Annotated in this window: 16 protein-coding genes; 4 read left to right on the top strand and 12 right to left on the bottom strand. The window is 53.6% G+C overall.

Features of this window, described 5'->3' with window-relative positions; genetic code table 11:
- Positions 1-52 precede the first annotated feature (52 nt).
- The 3 genes from agp to purL form a co-directional block, all read right to left on the bottom strand.
- Positions 53-1,348, bottom strand: a complete 1,296-nt coding sequence (agp, locus tag ACZRKO_RS00515; RefSeq protein ID WP_463735334.1) for a bifunctional glucose-1-phosphatase/inositol phosphatase — start codon at positions 1,346-1,348, stop codon at positions 53-55.
- Between the two features lie 165 nt (positions 1,349-1,513).
- Positions 1,514-2,113 carry a lipid IV(A) palmitoyltransferase PagP gene (pagP, locus tag ACZRKO_RS00510; RefSeq protein ID WP_463735333.1) on the bottom strand — a complete coding sequence of 200 codons (600 nt, stop codon included), beginning with the start codon at positions 2,111-2,113 and terminating at the stop codon, positions 1,514-1,516.
- Positions 2,114-2,396: 283 nt separating this feature from the next.
- Entirely contained in the window at positions 2,397-6,287 is a 3,891-nt protein-coding gene (gene purL, locus ACZRKO_RS00505; RefSeq protein WP_463735332.1) for a phosphoribosylformylglycinamidine synthase, read from the bottom strand.
- A 279-nt stretch (positions 6,288-6,566) separates the two neighbouring features.
- Between purL and mltF the strand changes: the two genes are divergently transcribed.
- Entirely contained in the window at positions 6,567-8,033 is a 1,467-nt protein-coding gene (gene mltF, locus ACZRKO_RS00500; protein ID WP_463735331.1) for a membrane-bound lytic murein transglycosylase MltF, read from the top strand.
- A 2-nt stretch (positions 8,034-8,035) separates the two neighbouring features.
- Here the strand turns inward: mltF and tadA are convergent, their stop codons facing one another.
- Entirely contained in the window at positions 8,036-8,575 is a 540-nt protein-coding gene (gene tadA / locus ACZRKO_RS00495; protein ID WP_463735330.1) for a tRNA adenosine(34) deaminase TadA, read from the bottom strand.
- 286 nt (positions 8,576-8,861) lie between these two features.
- On the opposite strand from tadA, the gene yiaY reads away from it, so the two are divergent.
- On the top strand, positions 8,862-10,013 hold the full coding sequence (gene yiaY, locus ACZRKO_RS00490) for an L-threonine dehydrogenase (protein WP_463735329.1): 1,152 nt from the start codon (positions 8,862-8,864) through the stop codon (positions 10,011-10,013).
- A 68-nt stretch (positions 10,014-10,081) separates the two neighbouring features.
- Here the strand turns inward: yiaY and yfhb are convergent, their stop codons facing one another.
- The 3 genes from yfhb to murQ are packed head-to-tail and all read right to left on the bottom strand — an operon-like array spanning position 10,082 to position 13,021.
- On the bottom strand, positions 10,082-10,720 hold the full coding sequence (yfhb, locus tag ACZRKO_RS00485) for a phosphatidylglycerophosphatase C (RefSeq protein ID WP_463735328.1): 639 nt from the start codon (positions 10,718-10,720) through the stop codon (positions 10,082-10,084).
- A 4-nt stretch (positions 10,721-10,724) separates the two neighbouring features.
- Positions 10,725-12,089 (bottom strand): PTS transporter subunit EIIC, encoded by a 1,365-nt coding sequence (locus tag ACZRKO_RS00480; protein WP_463737426.1) that lies wholly within the window; start codon positions 12,087-12,089, stop codon positions 10,725-10,727.
- 38 nt (positions 12,090-12,127) lie between these two features.
- Positions 12,128-13,021: an N-acetylmuramic acid 6-phosphate etherase gene (murQ, locus tag ACZRKO_RS00475; protein WP_463735327.1), complete on the bottom strand. Its 894-nt coding sequence runs from the start codon at positions 13,019-13,021 to the stop codon at positions 12,128-12,130.
- Positions 13,022-13,164: 143 nt separating this feature from the next.
- Here murQ and ACZRKO_RS00470 point away from each other — a divergent pair, with 143 nt between their 5' ends.
- Both ACZRKO_RS00470 and ACZRKO_RS00465 read left to right on the top strand, forming a co-directional pair.
- Entirely contained in the window at positions 13,165-14,013 is an 849-nt protein-coding gene (locus ACZRKO_RS00470; protein ID WP_463735326.1) for a MurR/RpiR family transcriptional regulator, read from the top strand.
- A gap of 101 nt (positions 14,014-14,114) precedes the next feature.
- Complete coding sequence (locus ACZRKO_RS00465) at positions 14,115-14,369, top strand: YfhL family 4Fe-4S dicluster ferredoxin (protein ID WP_463735325.1); 255 nt, start codon at positions 14,115-14,117, stop codon at positions 14,367-14,369.
- Between the two features lie 22 nt (positions 14,370-14,391).
- On the opposite strand, the gene acpS is transcribed toward ACZRKO_RS00465, so the two are convergent.
- The 5 genes from acpS to rnc all read right to left on the bottom strand — a co-directional run bounded on the left by acpS (position 14,392) and on the right by rnc (position 17,939).
- Positions 14,392-14,772, bottom strand: a complete 381-nt coding sequence (acpS, locus tag ACZRKO_RS00460) for a holo-ACP synthase (RefSeq protein WP_463735324.1) — start codon at positions 14,770-14,772, stop codon at positions 14,392-14,394.
- Positions 14,772-15,503, bottom strand: coding sequence for a pyridoxine 5'-phosphate synthase (pdxJ, locus tag ACZRKO_RS00455; RefSeq protein WP_463735323.1), 732 nt, complete (start codon positions 15,501-15,503; stop codon positions 14,772-14,774). The genes acpS and pdxJ overlap by 1 nt, the downstream gene beginning before the upstream one ends.
- A gap of 104 nt (positions 15,504-15,607) precedes the next feature.
- Entirely contained in the window at positions 15,608-16,345 is a 738-nt protein-coding gene (recO, locus tag ACZRKO_RS00450; protein WP_463735322.1) for a DNA repair protein RecO, read from the bottom strand.
- Between the two features lie 11 nt (positions 16,346-16,356).
- Positions 16,357-17,262 (bottom strand): GTPase Era, encoded by a 906-nt coding sequence (gene era, locus ACZRKO_RS00445; RefSeq protein WP_463735321.1) that lies wholly within the window; start codon positions 17,260-17,262, stop codon positions 16,357-16,359.
- Positions 17,259-17,939, bottom strand: a complete 681-nt coding sequence (rnc, locus tag ACZRKO_RS00440; protein ID WP_463735320.1) for a ribonuclease III — start codon at positions 17,937-17,939, stop codon at positions 17,259-17,261. The genes era and rnc overlap by 4 nt, the downstream gene beginning before the upstream one ends.
- Positions 17,940-17,951: the final 12 nt, after the last annotated feature.

Raw genomic sequence — 17,951 nt, 5'->3', positions numbered from 1 at the left:
ATATTAGGGGCCTCTGACCCGCCAAAAGGGAAGAGGCCCCCCTTCACTCTACTCAGCCTTGCAGATCTTTTTGCAGTGCCTGGGTGAACTGATCCATCGGGCAGAATCCTTGTTTATCGGTTTGACACCCTTCTATTTGCAGGGTCACGCGCTGTGGCGGATTTTTCATGCTCAGCGGCGTGTTATTGCGGATCTGTTTTGCCGTCGGATAGACGTACTCAATCTTCATCAGATCCTTGTTGGCTTTCTTATCATGCCAGCGCTGGAATACCACTGCGCCACTGATAGGCGTACGTTCGTACTGACCCGGCAGGGTATAATCTTTGGTTTTCAGAGCAGCCAGTAAGGACGCAATGTTAGAGTCATGCCCGACCAGCAAGGCCAGTTTAGCCTGCTGTGCTGACTGTTGATCGGCAGATTTTGCATCACTTTTATTCAGCGCCCCGGAGATAAAGGTCAGCAAAGGTTTTGCCGCGTTAGCGGCAATGGCCGGTGAGCCGAACAGGGTCTCGTGGTAGAGGTTTTTGATGGTTTCCAGTTTCGTCCATTGTTCAGACGTGGTGATTTGTCCCCACGCGACATCTTTCATCGGGAAGCCTTCGTAATACTGCAACATAAAAGCATCAGTGGCGCCGGTCGCCATACGCAGAGGTCCAGTGATCCCTGGCTCCTTGCCCTGAACTAACACCACGGCCGATGGCTGCGAAGCCAAATCACACTGTTTGTCCTGCTTACAGAGTTTGGAATTCTGGTAGTCCATCACTTTTTGCAGCAGTAAATAATTCGGTTTTAGCCGCTGATTCAGGCCGTCAATGCCACCCTCACCTGCATGCTGATTGATGGAGTTAAGTGCATCCGTTTTGAATTTTTCGTTCACATCGGCGGTAATGATCGGGTTGAAGACCGGATCCATCTTTCCGATTTCAACCCTGTTGACGACCGCAACGTCACAACCGGGGAATGCGCCGGTCACGAAATGTTTGGCGGTATCAATTGTGCGCGGCAGGCTGTTGGCATAAGCAAAAATCTGGCCACCGGTCGGGCATTGCGCCGCAGGCAGCAGTTGGGTTTTCGCCAGCCAGGCGCGGAAGTACTGGCCCATATGTTCTTCAACTTTGCCGCCTTTAGGCGTCAGTAAGCCCCCTTCTGTTTGCCATTTTGGCCAGGTGTGAGTAGTCGACTCTGCCAGAACGTCACCGTAGTTCACCAGTGGTGCACGGATCCCGTGGCGACTCATCACCAGAACCTGTTGTAGTTCGAGAGACGAGTTGGCAGCAAAAGAGGGGGCGGACATCGGCAGCAGGCAAGCTAACGCCGTCAGCGCAAAAGCGCGGGGTAATATTTTCACGTGTTAATCCTCTGTAGTTTCCTTGGCAATAGACATCCACCGTGGCTCAATCTTTTCAACAGATTGATTCCAGCGGTGAATTTCCAGCATAGGGGAATATGTGATAACAGAGGGGGATCAAGCTCACATCAAAACGTTAACAATGACACTTTTATGACAGTGCGGTCAGAACTGATAGCGCAGCCAAGCGAAAAACACATTGCCGTTATTATAGGTACCCGGGATATAAGTGGCCTGAAAACTCAGCTTGTCATAACTGATTGATGCCAAAGGTAACACCAGAGGAATGGGGATATAAGAATAGTCATCCCGCGCCGTGACAGCTGCGGTATATCCCAGACCCAATCGGAAATTTTTATCCTCCGCCGGTTGCCATATTTTCTCATAGCCATAACCCCCGATAGGCTCCCATTTATTATGCGAGTCTTTGAAGGCCATAAAATAAATTCCATGCCAGTCGCCATTTTCGTCATACCGGGAAATACCATAACCTCCTCCCCATGGACGTTCGTTATAACTGTCCGTTTTCTCTTTGTCATAGGTCAGGCGGTTATGCCAGGTAATGACCGGCAGATAAAGGTCTTTATCGGGTGAATCATTCCAGGTCGTTGAGACATCATTTGACCATGAGTCCCACCACCCCATGAAACCCGGTCTGGCAGGCGTCGGTGCTGACGACGTACTTTCGGTACTGGCAAAAGCAGGCAAAGCAAAGAAACTGGATAATATAAATACCCAGGAAAGCATCTTTTTATAAATAACCATTTACTGTATTACTCCCTTCGTTATGGAGTAATAGTATCAATTGACGATTAAATAAGATTTAAACAGACAGAGTCCAATTTGTAAGTAAACATTCAAAGCCTTATCTTCTGGCACCTCCCCCCATAACAATGGGAAAATTCTTAGCCATTTTCAGCATTTAATGCCCAGTAAAATCCATTTACAATACTTTCTCTTTATAATTTCCATAATAAACAAATGAGAGAATTAACTAAAAAAAACCGAAGCCAAAAAGCACTTCGGTTTTTTCACGCTCAGTCAGGCATTAGCCAAGCTGTTTGCGTGCATTGCGGAACATGCGCACCCACGGGCTATCTTCACCCCACTCTTCCGGATGCCAGGAGTTGCTGACGGTACGGAATACGCGCTCAGGGTGAGGCATCATGACCGTCACGCGACCTGACAGGTTAGTAACCGCAGTGATGCCATTCGGTGAACCGTTAGGGTTTGCCGGATAATCTTCCGTTACTCGGCCATGGTTGTCCACAAAGCGCAGTGCTACCAGATTGGCATGTTCAAGCTGCGACAGATGCACCGCATCACGCACTTCTACATGGCCTTCACCGTGTGACACCGCGATTGGCATACGTGAGCCGATCATCCCCTGCATCAGCAACGACGGGCTGGCGGTAACTTCGACCAGACTGAAACGCGCCTCGAAGCGATCCGACAGGTTACGCACAAAGCGTGGCCAGTGTTCTGCTCCCGGAATGAGCTCTTTCAGGTTAGACATCATCTGACAGCCGTTGCATACACCCAGCGCCAGCGTCTGCGGGCGGTGGAAGAAATCTTCGAATTCGTCACGTACACGGTCGTTGAACAGCACGGATTTGGCCCAGCCTTCACCGGCACCCAGAACATCACCGTAGGAGAAGCCGCCGCACGCGACCAGCGTATGGAACTCCTGTAAATCACGGCGGCCTGCCAGCAGGTCACTCATATGTACATCTACCGCATCAAAGCCCGCGCGGTGGAATGCGGCGGCCATTTCAATGTGGGAGTTAACGCCCTGCTCGCGCAGCACAGCCACTTTCGGGCGCGCACCTTTGGCAATGTAAGGCGCTGCCACGTCTTCCTCAGGCGAGAAGCTTAGCTTAACGTTCAGGCCCGGATCGCGGTCGTGGGTCTTGGCTTCATGCTCCTGATCGGCGCACTCCGGGTTATCACGCAGACGTTGCATCTGCCAGGTGGTTTCTGCCCACCAGGTACGCAATGTAGTGCGGCTTTCGCTGTACACCGGCTTATCGCCATGCGAGATCACAAAGCGATCGCCCGCTTCGGCGCGGCCCAGATAGTGGGTGCAATCGCCCAGTCCGAACTTCGCCAAGGTCTGCTCAACGTCCGCGCGATCTTCAGCACGCACCTGAATAACTGCACCCAGTTCTTCGTTAAACAACGCAGCCAGTGTGTCTTTGCCCAGTGCCGCGATGTCCGCCGTCAAGCCACAGTGACCGGAAAACGCCATCTCAGCCAGTGTCACCAGCAGGCCGCCGTCTGAGCGGTCGTGGTAAGCCAGCAGCTTGCGATCGGCCACCAGCGCCTGCATCGCGTTGAAGAAGCCACCCAGTTGATCCGCACTGCGCACGTCTGCAGGTACATCGCCCAGTTGACGATAAACCTGCGCCAGCGCAGTGGCACCCAGCGCATTGTGCCCACAGCCGAGGTCCACCAGCAGGAGTGCCGTGTCGCCCTTATCGGTCCGCAATTGCGGCGTCACCGTGCTGCGGACATCTTCCACGCGGGCAAACGCGGTGATCACCAGTGACAATGGCGAGGTCATCTCACGTTGTTCGTTGCCTTCCTGCCAGCGGGTTTTCATCGACATGGAGTCTTTGCCGACGGGAATGGTGATACCCAGAGCAGGGCAGAGTTCTTCACCGACAGCTTTTACTGCGGCGTAGAGACCGGCATCTTCACCCGGATGGCCCGCTGCAGACATCCAGTTAGCAGACAGCTTCACGCGCTTCAGGTTGCCTATTTCGACAGCAGCCAAGTTCGTCAGCGCTTCGCCCACGGCCATGCGGCCTGATGCGGCAAAATCCAGCAAAGCGATAGGCGCACGCTCACCGAGTGACATGGCTTCACCATGGTAGCTGTCGAGGCTGGCGGTGGTAACCGCACAGTCAGCTACTGGAATTTGCCACGGGCCGACCATCTGGTCGCGCGCAACCATACCGGTGACCGTACGGTCGCCGATGGTGATGAGGAAGGTTTTTTCCGCCACGGCTGGCAGATGCATAACGCGTTTCACGGCTTCGGTCAGCTGAATATTTTCGGCATTCAGGCTGTCACCCACGGCTTTGAGCGTGGTGACGTCGCGGGTCATCTTCGGTGTTTTACCCAGCAGCACATCCAGAGGCATGTCGATCGGCTGGTTGTTGAAGTGGCTGTCTTCGAGGGAAAGGTGCATCTCCTCGGTGGCTTCACCGATAACGGCATAAGGTGCACGCTCACGCTGACAAATGGCGTCAAATTGCGCCAACTGGGCCGGGGAAACCGCCAACACGTAGCGCTCCTGCGATTCGTTACACCAGACTTCCAGCGGACTCATGCCCGGCTCGTCGTTCAGAATGTCACGCAGCTGGAAGCGGCCACCGCGGTTACCATCGCTCACCAGTTCTGGCATCGCGTTGGACAAACCGCCCGCGCCGACGTCATGAATAAACAAAATCGGGTTGGCTTCACCCAGCTCCCAGCAACGGTCAATCACTTCCTGACAGCGCCGTTCCATTTCCGGGTTATCGCGCTGTACTGAGGCAAAATCCAGATCGGCGTCTGACTGACCCGAGGCCATGGAAGAAGCAGCGCCGCCGCCCAGACCGATGTTCATCGCCGGGCCACCGAGTACAATCAGTTTGGCGCCAACGGTGATCTCACCTTTCTGCACGTGGTCAGCACGAATGTTGCCGATACCGCCTGCCAGCATGATCGGTTTGTGGTAACCGCGCAGTTCAGGGCCGTTGTGGCTGTTGACGTTCTCTTCGTAAGTACGGAAGTAGCCCAGCAGCGCCGGACGACCAAATTCGTTGTTAAAGGCTGCACCGCCTAACGGGCCGTCGGTCATGATCTCCAGCGCGGTCACGATGCGGTCCGGTTTGCCGAAGTTCTCTTCCCACGGCTGTTCGAAGCCCGGAATACGCAGGTTGGAGACAGAGAAGCCCACCAGCCCGGCTTTCGGTTTAGCACCGCGTCCGGTCGCGCCTTCATCACGGATTTCACCGCCAGAGCCGGTCGCCGCGCCCGGCCACGGAGAGATCGCCGTCGGGTGGTTATGGGTTTCAACCTTCATCAGGATATGCGCCTGCTCCTGATGGAAGTCATAAAGACCATCTGCCGCATTGGCATAAAAGCGCCCCACCTGCGAGCCTTCCATCACGGCGGCGTTATCTTTATAAGCAGACAGCACGTGGTCTGGCGTCTGTTCAAAGGTATTTTTGATCATCTTGAACAGCGACTTAGGCTGCTCCTGACCGTCGATTACCCAGTCAGCGTTAAAAATTTTATGCCGGCAGTGTTCGGAATTGGCCTGCGCGAACATATATAGCTCAATGTCTGTCGGGTTGCGCCCCAGCGACGTAAAAGCGTCCATCAGGTAATCAATTTCATCCGGTGCCAGTGCCAGACCCAGTTTGGTATTGGCGGCTTCGAGCGCGCCGCGACCTTCGCCGAGAATATCGACGTGCTGCACCGGAGCAGGCTGATGTTGGGCAAACAGCGCCTGTGCTTCTTCGAGGCTTTCAAACCGGGTTTCCATCATGCGGTCGTGCAGCAACGCGCCTAACTGCGCCCACTGTTCGTCGGTCAGCGTGGGGGCCTGAACGTAAAAAGCCAGACCGCGCTCGAGGCGTAATACCTGCGACAGACCGCAGTTGTGCGCAATGTCAGTGGCTTTGGAAGACCAAGGAGAGATGGTGCCCGGACGTGGTGTCACCAGCAATAAGCGACCGGCGGGAGCGTGTTCAGCGAGAGAGGGACCGTATTTGAGAAGGCGTTGTAATTTGTTTTGTTCGTCCGGGCTCAGCGGGGCGCTGACGTCGGCAAAGTGTACATATTCGGCGTAAATATCACTGACCGGAAGACGGGCATCCTGACAGCGGGACAATAACTTATTAATACGAAAAGCCGACAAAGCAGGCGAACCACGCAGTATTTCCATAATCACAGATCTCTCGTCTTCGAAGCAACTGACCACAGTGCTTCATTGGGCGCAACAGGGGGAAAACGCGGGCTATTATAAAGAAACCCTGAGCCCGACGAAACCGTTTGCGTCAGGAATATTCACATTAACTATTAAGCTTACTCATCGGGTGGTTATTATGAATAAAGTTGCAGCCTGCCGTTTTGTTGAGCAAAATGCGTCGGCACTGGGAATATAACCATAGAAATGAAAGAGCCTGAGCTCAATAAAATAATAGCGCCGCAGAGAGATAACTATTTGACGCGCATAAAATTAAACTACTTTCTGGTCGGTCTTGCTGCCCTGTTGCTGGCGTTGGCTTTATGGCCAACGATCCCATGGCATCGGGGTGAAGGCGACCAACTGGAACAGATAAAATCCCGTGGAGAATTACGCGTGAGCACGCTTAATTCTCCACTGACTTTTTTCAGCAACCCCGACGGCAGCGCCGGGTTTGACTACGAACTGGCTAAACGCTTTGCTGACTATCTTGGCGTAACGCTGGTGATGTCGTCTCATGACAACATCTCATCAATGTTTAATGACCTCGACAACAACAAAGCCGACATGCTGGCATCGGGTCTTATCTACAATACAGAGCGCCTGAAAAACTACCGTACAGGGCCTGAGTATTATTCGGTGTCACAACAATTGTTGTACCGCCAGGGATCGGTGCGCCCGAAATCCCTGGCCGATATCAAAGGATCGCTGGTCGTCTCTTCCGGTACGGCACACATCGTGGCGCTTCAGGCTGCCAGCAAAAAATACCCTGCGTTAACCTGGGCCGAAACCGACAAACTCTCGCCGAGTGACTTACTGCAACAAGTCGCCGAAGGAAAACTCGACTATACGTTGGGCGATTCTGTAACCGTGGCGTTGATGCAGCGAGTCTATCCGCGCTTAGCCGTGGCGTTTAACGTCACCGCCGACGAGCCGGTTACCTGGTATTTCAGCAAGAAACCTGACGATGACAGCCTGTATGCCGCCATGCTGGATTTCTTTAGCCAGATTTCCGAAGACGGTACGCTGGAAAAGTTGGAAGAGAAATACCTCGGGCACGTGGGGGAATTTGACTACGTCGATACCCGCACTTTCCTCAAAGCGATCGACACGACCCTGCCCGCGCTGCAACCGCTGTTTGAGAAGTACGCCGGTGATATCGACTGGCGGCTGCTGGCGGCGATCTCCTATCAGGAATCTCATTGGGATCCGCTGGCGACATCCCCGACCGGCGTGCGCGGCATGATGATGCTCACCCGGGCAACCGCCTCAGGTCTGGATGTTGATGACCGCACGGACGCCGAGCAGAGTATTCAGGGCGGCGCACTGTATCTGTCTCGCCTGATGGACAAAATGCCGGAAACGATCCCCAAAGATGAACGGATCTGGTTTGCGCTGGCCGCTTACAATATGGGTTACGGTCACATGCTGGATGCCCGCAAACTCACGGCTGATCAGAAAGGCAACCCTGACAGCTGGCTGGATGTGAAACAGCGCTTGCCGATGCTAAACCAGAAGCGCTATTTCAGCCGGACTACCTATGGCTATGCGCGCGGAACGCAGGCCTATAAGTACGTCGAAAACATCCGCCGCTATCAGTTAAGTCTGGTGGGGTATCTGATGGAAAAAGAGAAAAAACAGGCGCAGGAAGCGGCGTTGCAGGCTCAGTTAGGCGCCGGTTACCCGGCGGTGAGTGTGGCGCAGGCACTGGCACCTGCGCATTAACGTCAGGGTTTGTCGTCAGGCTCTTCGGCGGCGCGCTGCGCCTGTTTAAGGGCTTTGTGCTGACTGCGGCGGTAACGGAAAAACGCACTCAGCATGGCCGAACAGTCATCTGCCAGAATGCCGGACGTGCTCTGCACCTGATGATTCATCCCCGGATGGCCTAAGATATCCAACAGTGAACCTGCGGCACCGGTTTTAACGTCCGCCGCACCGTAAACCACCCGGCGAATACGGCTGTGAATCATGGCACCCGCACACATCACGCAGGGCTCCAGCGTCACATACAGGGTGGCGTCCAGCAGCCGGTAGTTTTGTACTTTCTGCCCGCCCTGACGCAGCGCCATGATTTCAGCGTGAGCGGTAGGATCATGATGGCCGATGGGCCGGTTCCAGCCCTCGCCAATCACCTGATTGTCGAGCACCAGCACGGCTCCCACCGGGACTTCACCCTCTTCCTGCGCCTTAAGGGCAAGATTCAATGCGTGACGCATCCAATCTTCATCGCTGTATTGCTCTGCCACTTTCACCTCATACCCATTCATTCAGCCGTTATTATACCTAAGGCCGCGCAGGCAACCCAACTTCCGCCACAGGTAATTTCACGCAGAAAAATACAGTAAAAATACTAAATAATTCCCACGAAAACCATTTCTTCCCTTCAGGTTTCGATTAATCATAAATGGTTGGAAATACCAGTTATGTACATGATATTTATAATTTTATTCCTCATGTCAATATTGTAATTCTTGCTTCAGATCATTTTAGGATGTCGGCAAAAAACTTAAGGTTAATGCATATATCATTACAACAGACGGCAGGAATGACACTATGGCTACCTCAACTTTCTTCATCCCATCAGTAAATGTCATCGGTACCGGCGCATTACAAGAAATGGCCAATGCCATCACTCAACATGGCTTTCATCACGCACTGATCGTCACTGATAGAGTGCTGTTTGATATCGGCGTAGTTAAACAGGTGCAAGATTTACTGGCGCAAAGTGATGTACAAAGCAGCGTCTACCACGGTACTCACCCAAATCCGACTACCCGCAACGTGCGTGAAGGTCTGGAGATTCTTAAACAGCATGCATGTGATTGTGTTATCTCTCTCGGCGGCGGCTCTCCGCACGACTGCGCCAAAGGTATTGCGTTACTGGCAACCAACGGCGGTAAAATTGAGGATTACGAAGGGCTGGACCGCTCAGGCAAGCTTCAACTTCCGCTGATTTCCATCAATACCACCGCCGGCACTGCCTCTGAAATGACCCGTTTTTGCATCATTACCGATGAAGAACGTCATATCAAAATGGCAATTGTCGACAAGAATGTTACGCCACTGATGTCGGTGAATGACCCCCATCTGATGGCAGGAATGCCTAAAGGGTTGACCGCCGCGACAGGTATGGACGCCCTGACCCACGCCATTGAGGCCTATATGTCCAGCGCGGCCAATCCCATCACCGATGCCTGCGCACTAAAAGCGGTAACAATGGTCACCGACTCCCTACGTGACGCGGTCAATGACGGCGGCAACATGCAGGCGCGGGAGAATATGGCATACGCACAGTTCCTTGCTGGAATGGCCTTTAACAATGCGTCACTGGGATATGTTCACGCGATGGCCCACCAACTCGGGGGGTTCTACAACCTGCCCCATGGTGTCTGTAATGCAGTGCTATTGCCTTTTGTTCAGGAATATAATGCCCGTGTCGCCAGTCCACGCCTGAAAGAGATTGCCGCAGCAATGCACCTTGATGTCGCAAATATGGATGATAAAGAGGGTGCGAAGGCCTGTATCGGCGCGATTCGCCAACTGGCACGGGACATCGGCATTCCAGCAGGGTTACGTGACCTGAAGGTGAAAGAAGAAGATTTCAACACGCTGGCTACCAATGCGCTGAACGATGCCTGTGCGCTGACTAATCCGATTCAGGGAAGCCATCAGGACGTCGTAAATATTTTCAAAGCCGCAATGTAGAATGTCTGAAACCCAGGCAATAAAAAAGCAGGACGGATCACCCGGCCTGCTTTTTTTACAACAAACGGTTACTCAAGCTGTTGCAACTCACCGTGTTTGCTGACGCGAAAACGATGTTCGCAAAAGAACAACAGCGGGTTGTCCTGTTTGCTGTCGCTGTAGCCGCTGTAGAGTTTTAACGGCGAACCAATGCGCTGTTCCAACTGAGCCACTTTCTCTTCCCCCAGGCAGCGTAAAGGCAGTATCCATCCCCCTTTCCCCCTTTCCATCCGGCTTCCTACCAGGCGCACCTTTGGCAGGAAAGATGAGGCGTTATATACCTGCTGCACCAGATTTTCCGGCGAACCGGTGATCAGCCACACTTCAGCATCGTGGTTTTCAATGTAGTCACGCAAGCGCATCTGCACCACGGGAAAGGCCACCACTTTCTGGCGAAACCAGTTAACAAAGCGCAATTCGAGATCTTTAAGTTTGGCTTCGCTGTGACCAAAAGTGATCGACCACAGCAATAAGCTCATCGGCCAACGCGTCGCCCGCCCCTGTACCAGCATTCCAAGGCCGACCACCGGTAACATGGGTATCACCAGCAGCAGGTTTTGCGGCATCCGCCACAACAGAAACCGCATAAAGGTGCCAAACATATCCTGCTGGTGAAGCGTGCCATCCAGGTCAAAAAATACTACTCGTCGATCCGCCGTCGCACTCAATGCGTTACTCCTCGGGATCGTTGAACCCCATCATCCAGGTGAAAATAAATCCGGCTATTACGGTAATCAATATCCCCGCCAGGTACAACATCACTTTTCCAGAGACAATGGTCAGCGCCAGCGGCAAACCGGAGATCCCAAAGGTGATCACCGTGGCGACCTTCCAGTAACAGATTAGCGCACCACCTACTGCGCCGCCTAAACAGGCGCCAATAAATGGCCGCCCAAGCGGTAAGGTGACGCCGAAAATCAGCGGTTCACCGATGCCGAGGATCCCTACCGGCAGCGCACCTTTTATCACTTTTTTCAGGCGCGGATTGTGGGTTTTCATGTAGACGGCAATCGCCGCCCCCACCTGCCCGACCCCTGCCATCGCTAAAATAGGCAGCAGTGGATTCGAACCATGCGCCTGGATCAGTTCGACGTGAATAGGCACCAACCCCTGATGTAACCCCGACAGCACCAGCGGCAGGAAGAATCCGGCCAGGAGCGCCCCCACCACCAGGCCGCCTTTATCTATTGCCATATTCACGCCGTGCGCGATGGCGTCCGAAATAACGCCGCCTAACGGCTGAAGAATGACAATCGCCAGCGTCGCCGTCACCAGCGTGGTGATCAGCGGATTGAGGATCAATTCGACAGACTCCGGCAACCACTGACGCAGGCGTTTTTCCAGCCAGCACATCAGGGCGACGACGAATAACACGGCGATCACCCCGCCACGGCCCGGTTGCAGGGTTTCACCAAACAGGGTGATTTGCGCCAGTGCCGGGCTGGAAAGGATCCCCGCCATTACGCCGCCCATCGCCTGTGAGCCACCGAAGACCCGCGCAGCATTCACACCGACCAGAATATTCATGATGGCAAATACGGCACCGCCGAAGATCGCCAGCAGGCCCAGAATATTGGGGTAATCAAGCGCCAGTGAACCGGCGATGTCAGGCCGCTTCAGCAGATTAATAATGCCCATGATCAGACCCGAGGCGATAAACGCCGGGATCAGCGGAATGAAAACATTGGCAAGCTGACGCAGCGCGCCACTCATCGGTGCGGAATATTTCGCTTTGGCTTGGGCTTTATTGCGGGAAATGGCATCGGACGGCGGGGGATTTTCTCCGCCCACCAGTAACGCACGTATAGCATCGACCACTTTGGCCGCCGCGCCGGGGCCAACAATAAACTGATGCTGTTCCCCCTGTTTGATGTAACCCTTGATGCCCGTCAGGGTTTGAATCCCCGTCAGATCCAGTTTCTGCTCATCAAAGACTTCAACCCGCACGCGGGTCATGCAGTTTTCCAGCTTGCTGATATTGCTTTCACCACCCACGCGTTGCAGGATTTGCGTTGCCAGAAGCTGCGTTTTATCCATTGCCGTCGCCATGCCCATTCCCCTATGTCAGTGAAGCATTACCCCGCCAGCGCCGCGCGCAGGAAGCCGTGGTGCGTCGCCAGCCGCTGTATAGCCTCTTCGGCGCTGATCTGACTGAGCAGCATCAGAATGGCCGGTTTAACTTCAAATTCAGTTTGTGCCAGAGCCGCTTCAGCGTCAGCACGGGCGGCACCGGTGGCTTCAACCACAATGCGGCAGGCGCGATCCACCAGTTTGATGTTGGTGGCTTTCACATCCACCATCAGGTTCTGATACACCTTGCCGGTTTTCACCATCGCGCCGGTGGAAATCATATTCAGCACCAGTTTTTGCGCGGTCCCCGATTTCATACGGGTCGAACCCGTCAGCGCTTCAGGTCCGACGACAGGAGAAATCGCGACTTTGGCTTCGAATGCAATGGGGGAATCTGGGTTACAGGAGATAGCTACCGTGGCGCAGCCAAGTTCACTGGCATAACGCAGTGCGCCGATAACGTAAGGCGTGCGTCCCGATGCCGCGAGACCGACCACGGTATCGGCTATGGTGAGCTGAATATTCTTCAAATCTTCAACGCCCAGCGCTTCGCTATCTTCCGCACCTTCGACCGCTTTAAGCAGCGCGCCGGGGCCACCGGCAATCAGACCAATCACCATGCCGTGCGGCACGCCGAACGTCGGCGGGCACTCAGAGGCGTCCAGCACACCCAGACGTCCGCTGGTGCCTGCCCCTAAATAGATAAGTCGTCCGCCCGCTTTAAAAGAAGCGGCCGCCATGTCCACAGCCTGTGCTACCTGCGGTAAAACAGCATGAATGGCTTCGGGGACTTTGCCGTCTTCATGGTTGAAAGCGGCCACCATCTCCAGTGTCGACATCTCGTCGAGACCCATTGTTGCCGGATTACGGCTTTCAGAAACCAGGGATCCTAAGTTCATAACGTTACCTCGTGAATTTTTAATTCATAAATATGATTAGATATTTGAATATTTTATTCTTAAAGGCGAGAAATATTTGCTACTTTAGATAACATAATTGTTAATTCGTGATGTGCGCAGGTACCGGGGCGAGGAACTAAAAAATGAGCAGCATGATCCGCATCCGCCAGATCTATCCCACACTGGCGCAAAACGACCGCAGGCTGGCGGATTTTCTGCTGGAGCATCCTGAGCAGGCACGGCATCTGAGTTCACAAAAACTCGCGGAGCTGGCGGGGGTGAGCCAGTCAGGGGTAGTGAAATTTGCCCAGAAGCTCGGGTACAAAGGTTTTCCCGCGCTGAAGCTGGCCATGAGTGAAGCACTGGCATTGCCGCAAAAAGAGCTGGCCGTTACCGTACATAACCAGATTATCAGCACCGACAGCTTACAAGTGGTTGGCGAGAAACTTCTGGCGGAGAAACAGTCCGCACTGCGCGCCACGCTGGATATCAACAGCGAGCAGCGGCTGCAACAGGCGCTGGCGATGTTATCTGGAGCACGAAAAATTATCCTTACCGGCATCGGTGCATCAGGTCTGGTCGCGAAAGATCTGGCCTATAAGCTGCTGAAAATCGGGCTGACGGCGATTGCAGAATCGGATACCCATGTGTTGCTGGCGACGGTTCAGGCACTGTCGGATGAAGACTTACTGCTGGCAATTTCGTTTAGCGGTGAGCGGCGGGAGATCAATCTGGCAGCCGACGTTGCGCGTCAAAGCGGGGCCAAAGTGCTGGCACTGACCGGCTTCTCCCCCAACGCACTCCAGCAACTGGCCGATCACTGCCTCTACACGGTTGCGGAATTACCGGCGACGCGCGGTGCGGCGGTTTCAGCCACCACAGCGCAATACTCACTCACCGACCTGCTTTTTATGGCTCTGATTCAGCAAGATACGGTCCATGCTCCGGAAAGAATCAAACATAGCGAAGAGTTGGTGAAAAAGCTGGTTTGATCGGGATCATTTCGGGGCGGGATAGACGACGAGCAAAGGCAACGCAGAGGTCAAACCTGCTATACTGCGCGCCCGGATTATTGCTGAAAACGAGAGAGATTATGGCCCTGCTTATCACACACAAATGCATCAATTGCGATATGTGCGAGCCGGAATGCCCGAATCAGGCGATCTCGATGGGCGCTGAGATTTATGAGATTGACAGTGACCGCTGCACCGAGTGCGTCGGCCATTATGATAAGCCGACCTGCCAGAGCGTCTGCCCGATCGATAACACGATTATCATCGATCCGCAGCACAGTGAATCCAACGAGCAGTTATGGGATAAGTTCGTTGTACTGCATCACGCCGTTTGATTACACAGCGTGATGCGGTTCATTAGTTCTCAATAATGACTGTAGCGCACGCATAACGCCGTTCATCGGCCAGCGTAACGTGTACCGCTTTCACGCCTAACTCGGCCGCCATTTCAGCGGCGCGATCGTGGAATATCAAACCGGGTTTCCCCAGCGGATCGTTAACCACTTCGAACTGTTCAAATGCCAGACCGTTGCGAATACCCGTTCCCAGTGCCTTTGCTGCGGCCTCTTTCACGGCAAAACGTTTGGCCAGAAACCGTACCGGTTGCTGGTGATTCTGATAGAGCAACCACTCATTCGCACAAAGAATGCGCTTCGCCAGCCGGTCGCCGCTGCGCTCAACCACGGCTTCAATCCTCGTGATTTCAACGATGTCAGTACCAAGTCCGAGAATAGCCATTACCGGCGCGCTTCACGCATCAGCACTTTCATTTCACGCACCGCACCTGACAGGCCGTCAATCACTGCCTGCCCGATAATGGCATGGCCGATATTCAGTTCATGCATTTCCGGTATTGCAGCGATCGGCTGTACGTTATGGTAAGTCAGGCCATGACCGGCATTCACTTTCAAGCCCTTACCTGCCGCATAGGCCGCGGCCTGTTTGATGCGTTCAAGTTCCGCCCGGCTTTCAAGATCGTTTTTCGCCTCCGCATACGCGCCGGTGTGGATCTCAATGTAAGGCGCGCCAACGGCGACGGCGGCGTCGATCTGGCGCATATCGGCATCGATAAACAGCGAAACGAGAATACCGGCTTCGGTCAGTCGGGAAACTGCCACGGTCATTTTGTCTATCTGACCGGCGACATCCAGACCGCCTTCGGTGGTAACTTCTTCGCGTTTTTCCGGCACCAGGCAGCAAAAGTGTGGCTCAATTTCGCAGGCGATCCCGACCATTTCATCGGTGACGGCCATTTCAAGATTCATGCGAGTCTGAATGGTTTGACGCAGCAGGCGCACGTCGCGGTCAGTGATATGACGGCGATCTTCGCGCAGGTGGACGGTAATACCGTCAGCGCCTGCCTGCTCAGCAATAAATGCGGCCTGAACCGGATCAGGGTATGCCGTACCACGCGCATTGCGCAGTGTCGCGATGTGATCGATGTTAACGCCCAGCAGCAATTCAGCCATGACAGCTCCAGATTGTTTATAGAGTTTAATTACAGGGGAAACAAAGCAACTAATGGAGGCAGTTTACACCCTCGACCCGCGTGACGGGTACCCCAAAAGGCAATTTAGCTAGCGGAATTATCAGAGGGCGAGTCGGGCTTTTTAACGAAAAACTGGCGGAAGAGTTCGCGGCTTTTCAGCGGCTTGCCACCAAGATAAGGCTTCAGCGCCATGCGGGTGAAACGTTTGGCGGCGCGCAGGGTGAGCGCATCGGGGAATTCACGACTGGCCAGCGCCTTGAGATCACGCCCGGTAAAGCTGCTGTTATCGACAACCAGACTGGCAATAAAGCCTTTTTCTTCGCGATAGCGATAAGTCATGGTGTCGCTGACTTCTTCTCCACTCCCCGCGCAATGCAGGAAGTCCACCCCATAGCCAAGATGATTGAGCAGAGCCAGTTCGAACTGACGCAGAGGCTGCTCGGGCGAACCGCTGGCTCCCGCTAAATTTTGTAAACAGTTGAGGTAATCGAAAAACAGCGAAGAGTAGTTCGTCTCCTGCTCAAGCACGCGGGAAACAAGCTCGTTGACGTAGAGGCCACTGTAGAGCATCGAACCAGAAAGAGGGAGTGCGAGGGAAACCGGCTCGGCGTTACGCAGGGTTTTCACTTCACCCCGCCCGCTCCAACGAACCAATAAAGGCGTAAAAGGCTGCAAGCAGCCTTTTAGATTGGACCGGCGACCGCGCGCTCCTTTTGCAAGAATGCGCACCCGCCCCTGTCCTTCAGTGAAGAGATCCAGCATTAAGCTGGTTTCACTGTAAGGTCGCCCATGCAAAACAAATGCGCGTTGCCAGCCTTCCATAGGCGCGGACCTTATAAGTCGTCTACATAACCCAGGCTGCGCAGTGCACGTTCGTCATCTGCCCAACCGGATTTAACCTTGACCCACAGCTCAAGATGGACTTTCGCTTCAAACATGTTTTCCATGTCCTGACGCGCTTCGATACCAATGGTTTTAATTTTCGAACCCTTGTTACCGATAACCATTTTTTTCTGGCCTTCACGTTCAACCAGAATCAGGCCATTGATGTCGTAGCCACCGCGCGCATTCGTCACGAAACGTTCGATTTCCACCGTGACCGAGTATGGCAATTCTTCACCCAGGAAACGCATCAGTTTTTCACGGATGATTTCAGAGGCCATAAAACGCTGCGAACGGTCAGTAATGTAATCTTCTGGGAAGTGATGAATCGCTTCCGGCAGGCGCTTACGGACAATGCTGGCGATGGTATCAACGTTAATACCTTTCTCCGCTGACATTGGTACGATATCGATGAAATTCATCTGCTCGCTCAGGAACTGCAGGTGCGGCAACAGCTTCGACTTGTCAGTGACGTTATCAATTTTGTTAATAGCCAACAGAACCGGGGCTTTAATATCACGCAGTTTATTAACGACCATCTCGTCATCAGGCGTCCAGTGGGTGCCTTCAACCACGAAAATCACCAGCTCAACATCACCGATGGAGCTGCTGGCAGCACGGTTCATCAGACGGTTAATCGCCCGCTTCTCTTCCATGTGCAGCCCTGGGGTGTCAACGTAGATAGCCTGATAAGGGCCTTCAGTATGGATGCCCATAATACGGTGACGGGTTGTTTGCGGTTTACGCGAAGTAATGGAGATTTTCTGCCCCAATAATTCGTTGAGCAAGGTCGATTTGCCGACGTTAGGACGGCCAACGATTGCTACAAAACCACAGTAATTCTTTTCTTCGCTCATTCAAGCTCCAGCTGTATCAGCGCTTGTTCCGCTGCCGCCTGCTCGGCTTTTCTACGGCTTGAACCGGTTCCTACAACCGGTTGGTTCAAGCCACTGACCTGGCAGTGGATAGTAAACTCCTGATCGTGCGCTTCACCGCGAACCTGCACAACCAGATAAGAAGGCAACGGCAGATGGCGCCCCTGTAAAAACTCCTGCAAGCGAGTTTTTGGGTCTTTCTGCTTATCACCGGGACTGATTTCGTCTAGACGACTGCGGTACCATTCGAGAATCAGTCTTTCGACGTTTTGGATGTCACTGTCCAGGAATACGCCGCCAATGAGCGCCTCCACCGTATCCGCAAGAATGGACTCGCGGCGGAAACCACCACTTTTCAATTCTCCCGGCCCTAAACGTAAGCATTCGCCGAGGTCAAATTCACGCGCCATTTCTGCCAGGGTATTGCCACGCACCAGCGTCGCACGCATCCGGCTCATATCGCCTTCATCAACGCGGGGAAAGCGTTGATAAAGCGCATTGGCGATGACATAACTAAGGATGGAGTCACCCAGGAATTCTAACCGCTCATTATGTTTGCTGCTGGCGCTGCGGTGAGTCAGTGCCTGCAATAAGAGTTCCTGCTGTTGAAAAGTGTAGCCCAGCTTTCGCTGAAGCCTATTTATTACGATGGGATTCATGAGTTACCAATA

This window comes from Ewingella sp. C233 (assembly GCF_055407225.1).
Note: the sequence above shows the minus strand (reverse complement) of the source record. Positions and strands in the feature narration are given on the sequence as shown.

Bases quoted from the DNA above. Each gene is read 5' to 3' on its own strand.
- pagP (WP_463735333.1), bottom strand. From the start codon at position 2,113: ATGGTTATTTATAAAAAGATGCTTTCCTGGGTATTTATATTATCCAGT.
- purL (WP_463735332.1), bottom strand. From the start codon at position 6,287: ATGGAAATACTGCGTGGTTCGCCTGCTTTGTCGGCTTTTCGTATTAAT.
- tadA (WP_463735330.1), bottom strand. From the start codon at position 8,575: ATGAATGGGTATGAGGTGAAAGTGGCAGAGCAATACAGCGATGAAGAT.
- yiaY (WP_463735329.1), top strand. From the start codon at position 8,862: ATGGCTACCTCAACTTTCTTCATCCCATCAGTAAATGTCATCGGTACC.
- ACZRKO_RS00480 (WP_463737426.1), bottom strand. From the start codon at position 12,089: ATGGATAAAACGCAGCTTCTGGCAACGCAAATCCTGCAACGCGTGGGT.
- murQ (WP_463735327.1), bottom strand. From the start codon at position 13,021: ATGAACTTAGGATCCCTGGTTTCTGAAAGCCGTAATCCGGCAACAATG.
- ACZRKO_RS00470 (WP_463735326.1), top strand. From the start codon at position 13,165: ATGAGCAGCATGATCCGCATCCGCCAGATCTATCCCACACTGGCGCAA.
- ACZRKO_RS00465 (WP_463735325.1), top strand. From the start codon at position 14,115: ATGGCCCTGCTTATCACACACAAATGCATCAATTGCGATATGTGCGAG.
- acpS (WP_463735324.1), bottom strand. From the start codon at position 14,772: ATGGCTATTCTCGGACTTGGTACTGACATCGTTGAAATCACGAGGATT.
- pdxJ (WP_463735323.1), bottom strand. From the start codon at position 15,503: ATGGCTGAATTGCTGCTGGGCGTTAACATCGATCACATCGCGACACTG.
- recO (WP_463735322.1), bottom strand. From the start codon at position 16,345: ATGGAAGGCTGGCAACGCGCATTTGTTTTGCATGGGCGACCTTACAGT.
- era (WP_463735321.1), bottom strand. From the start codon at position 17,262: ATGAGCGAAGAAAAGAATTACTGTGGTTTTGTAGCAATCGTTGGCCGT.
- rnc (WP_463735320.1), bottom strand. From the start codon at position 17,939: ATGAATCCCATCGTAATAAATAGGCTTCAGCGAAAGCTGGGCTACACT.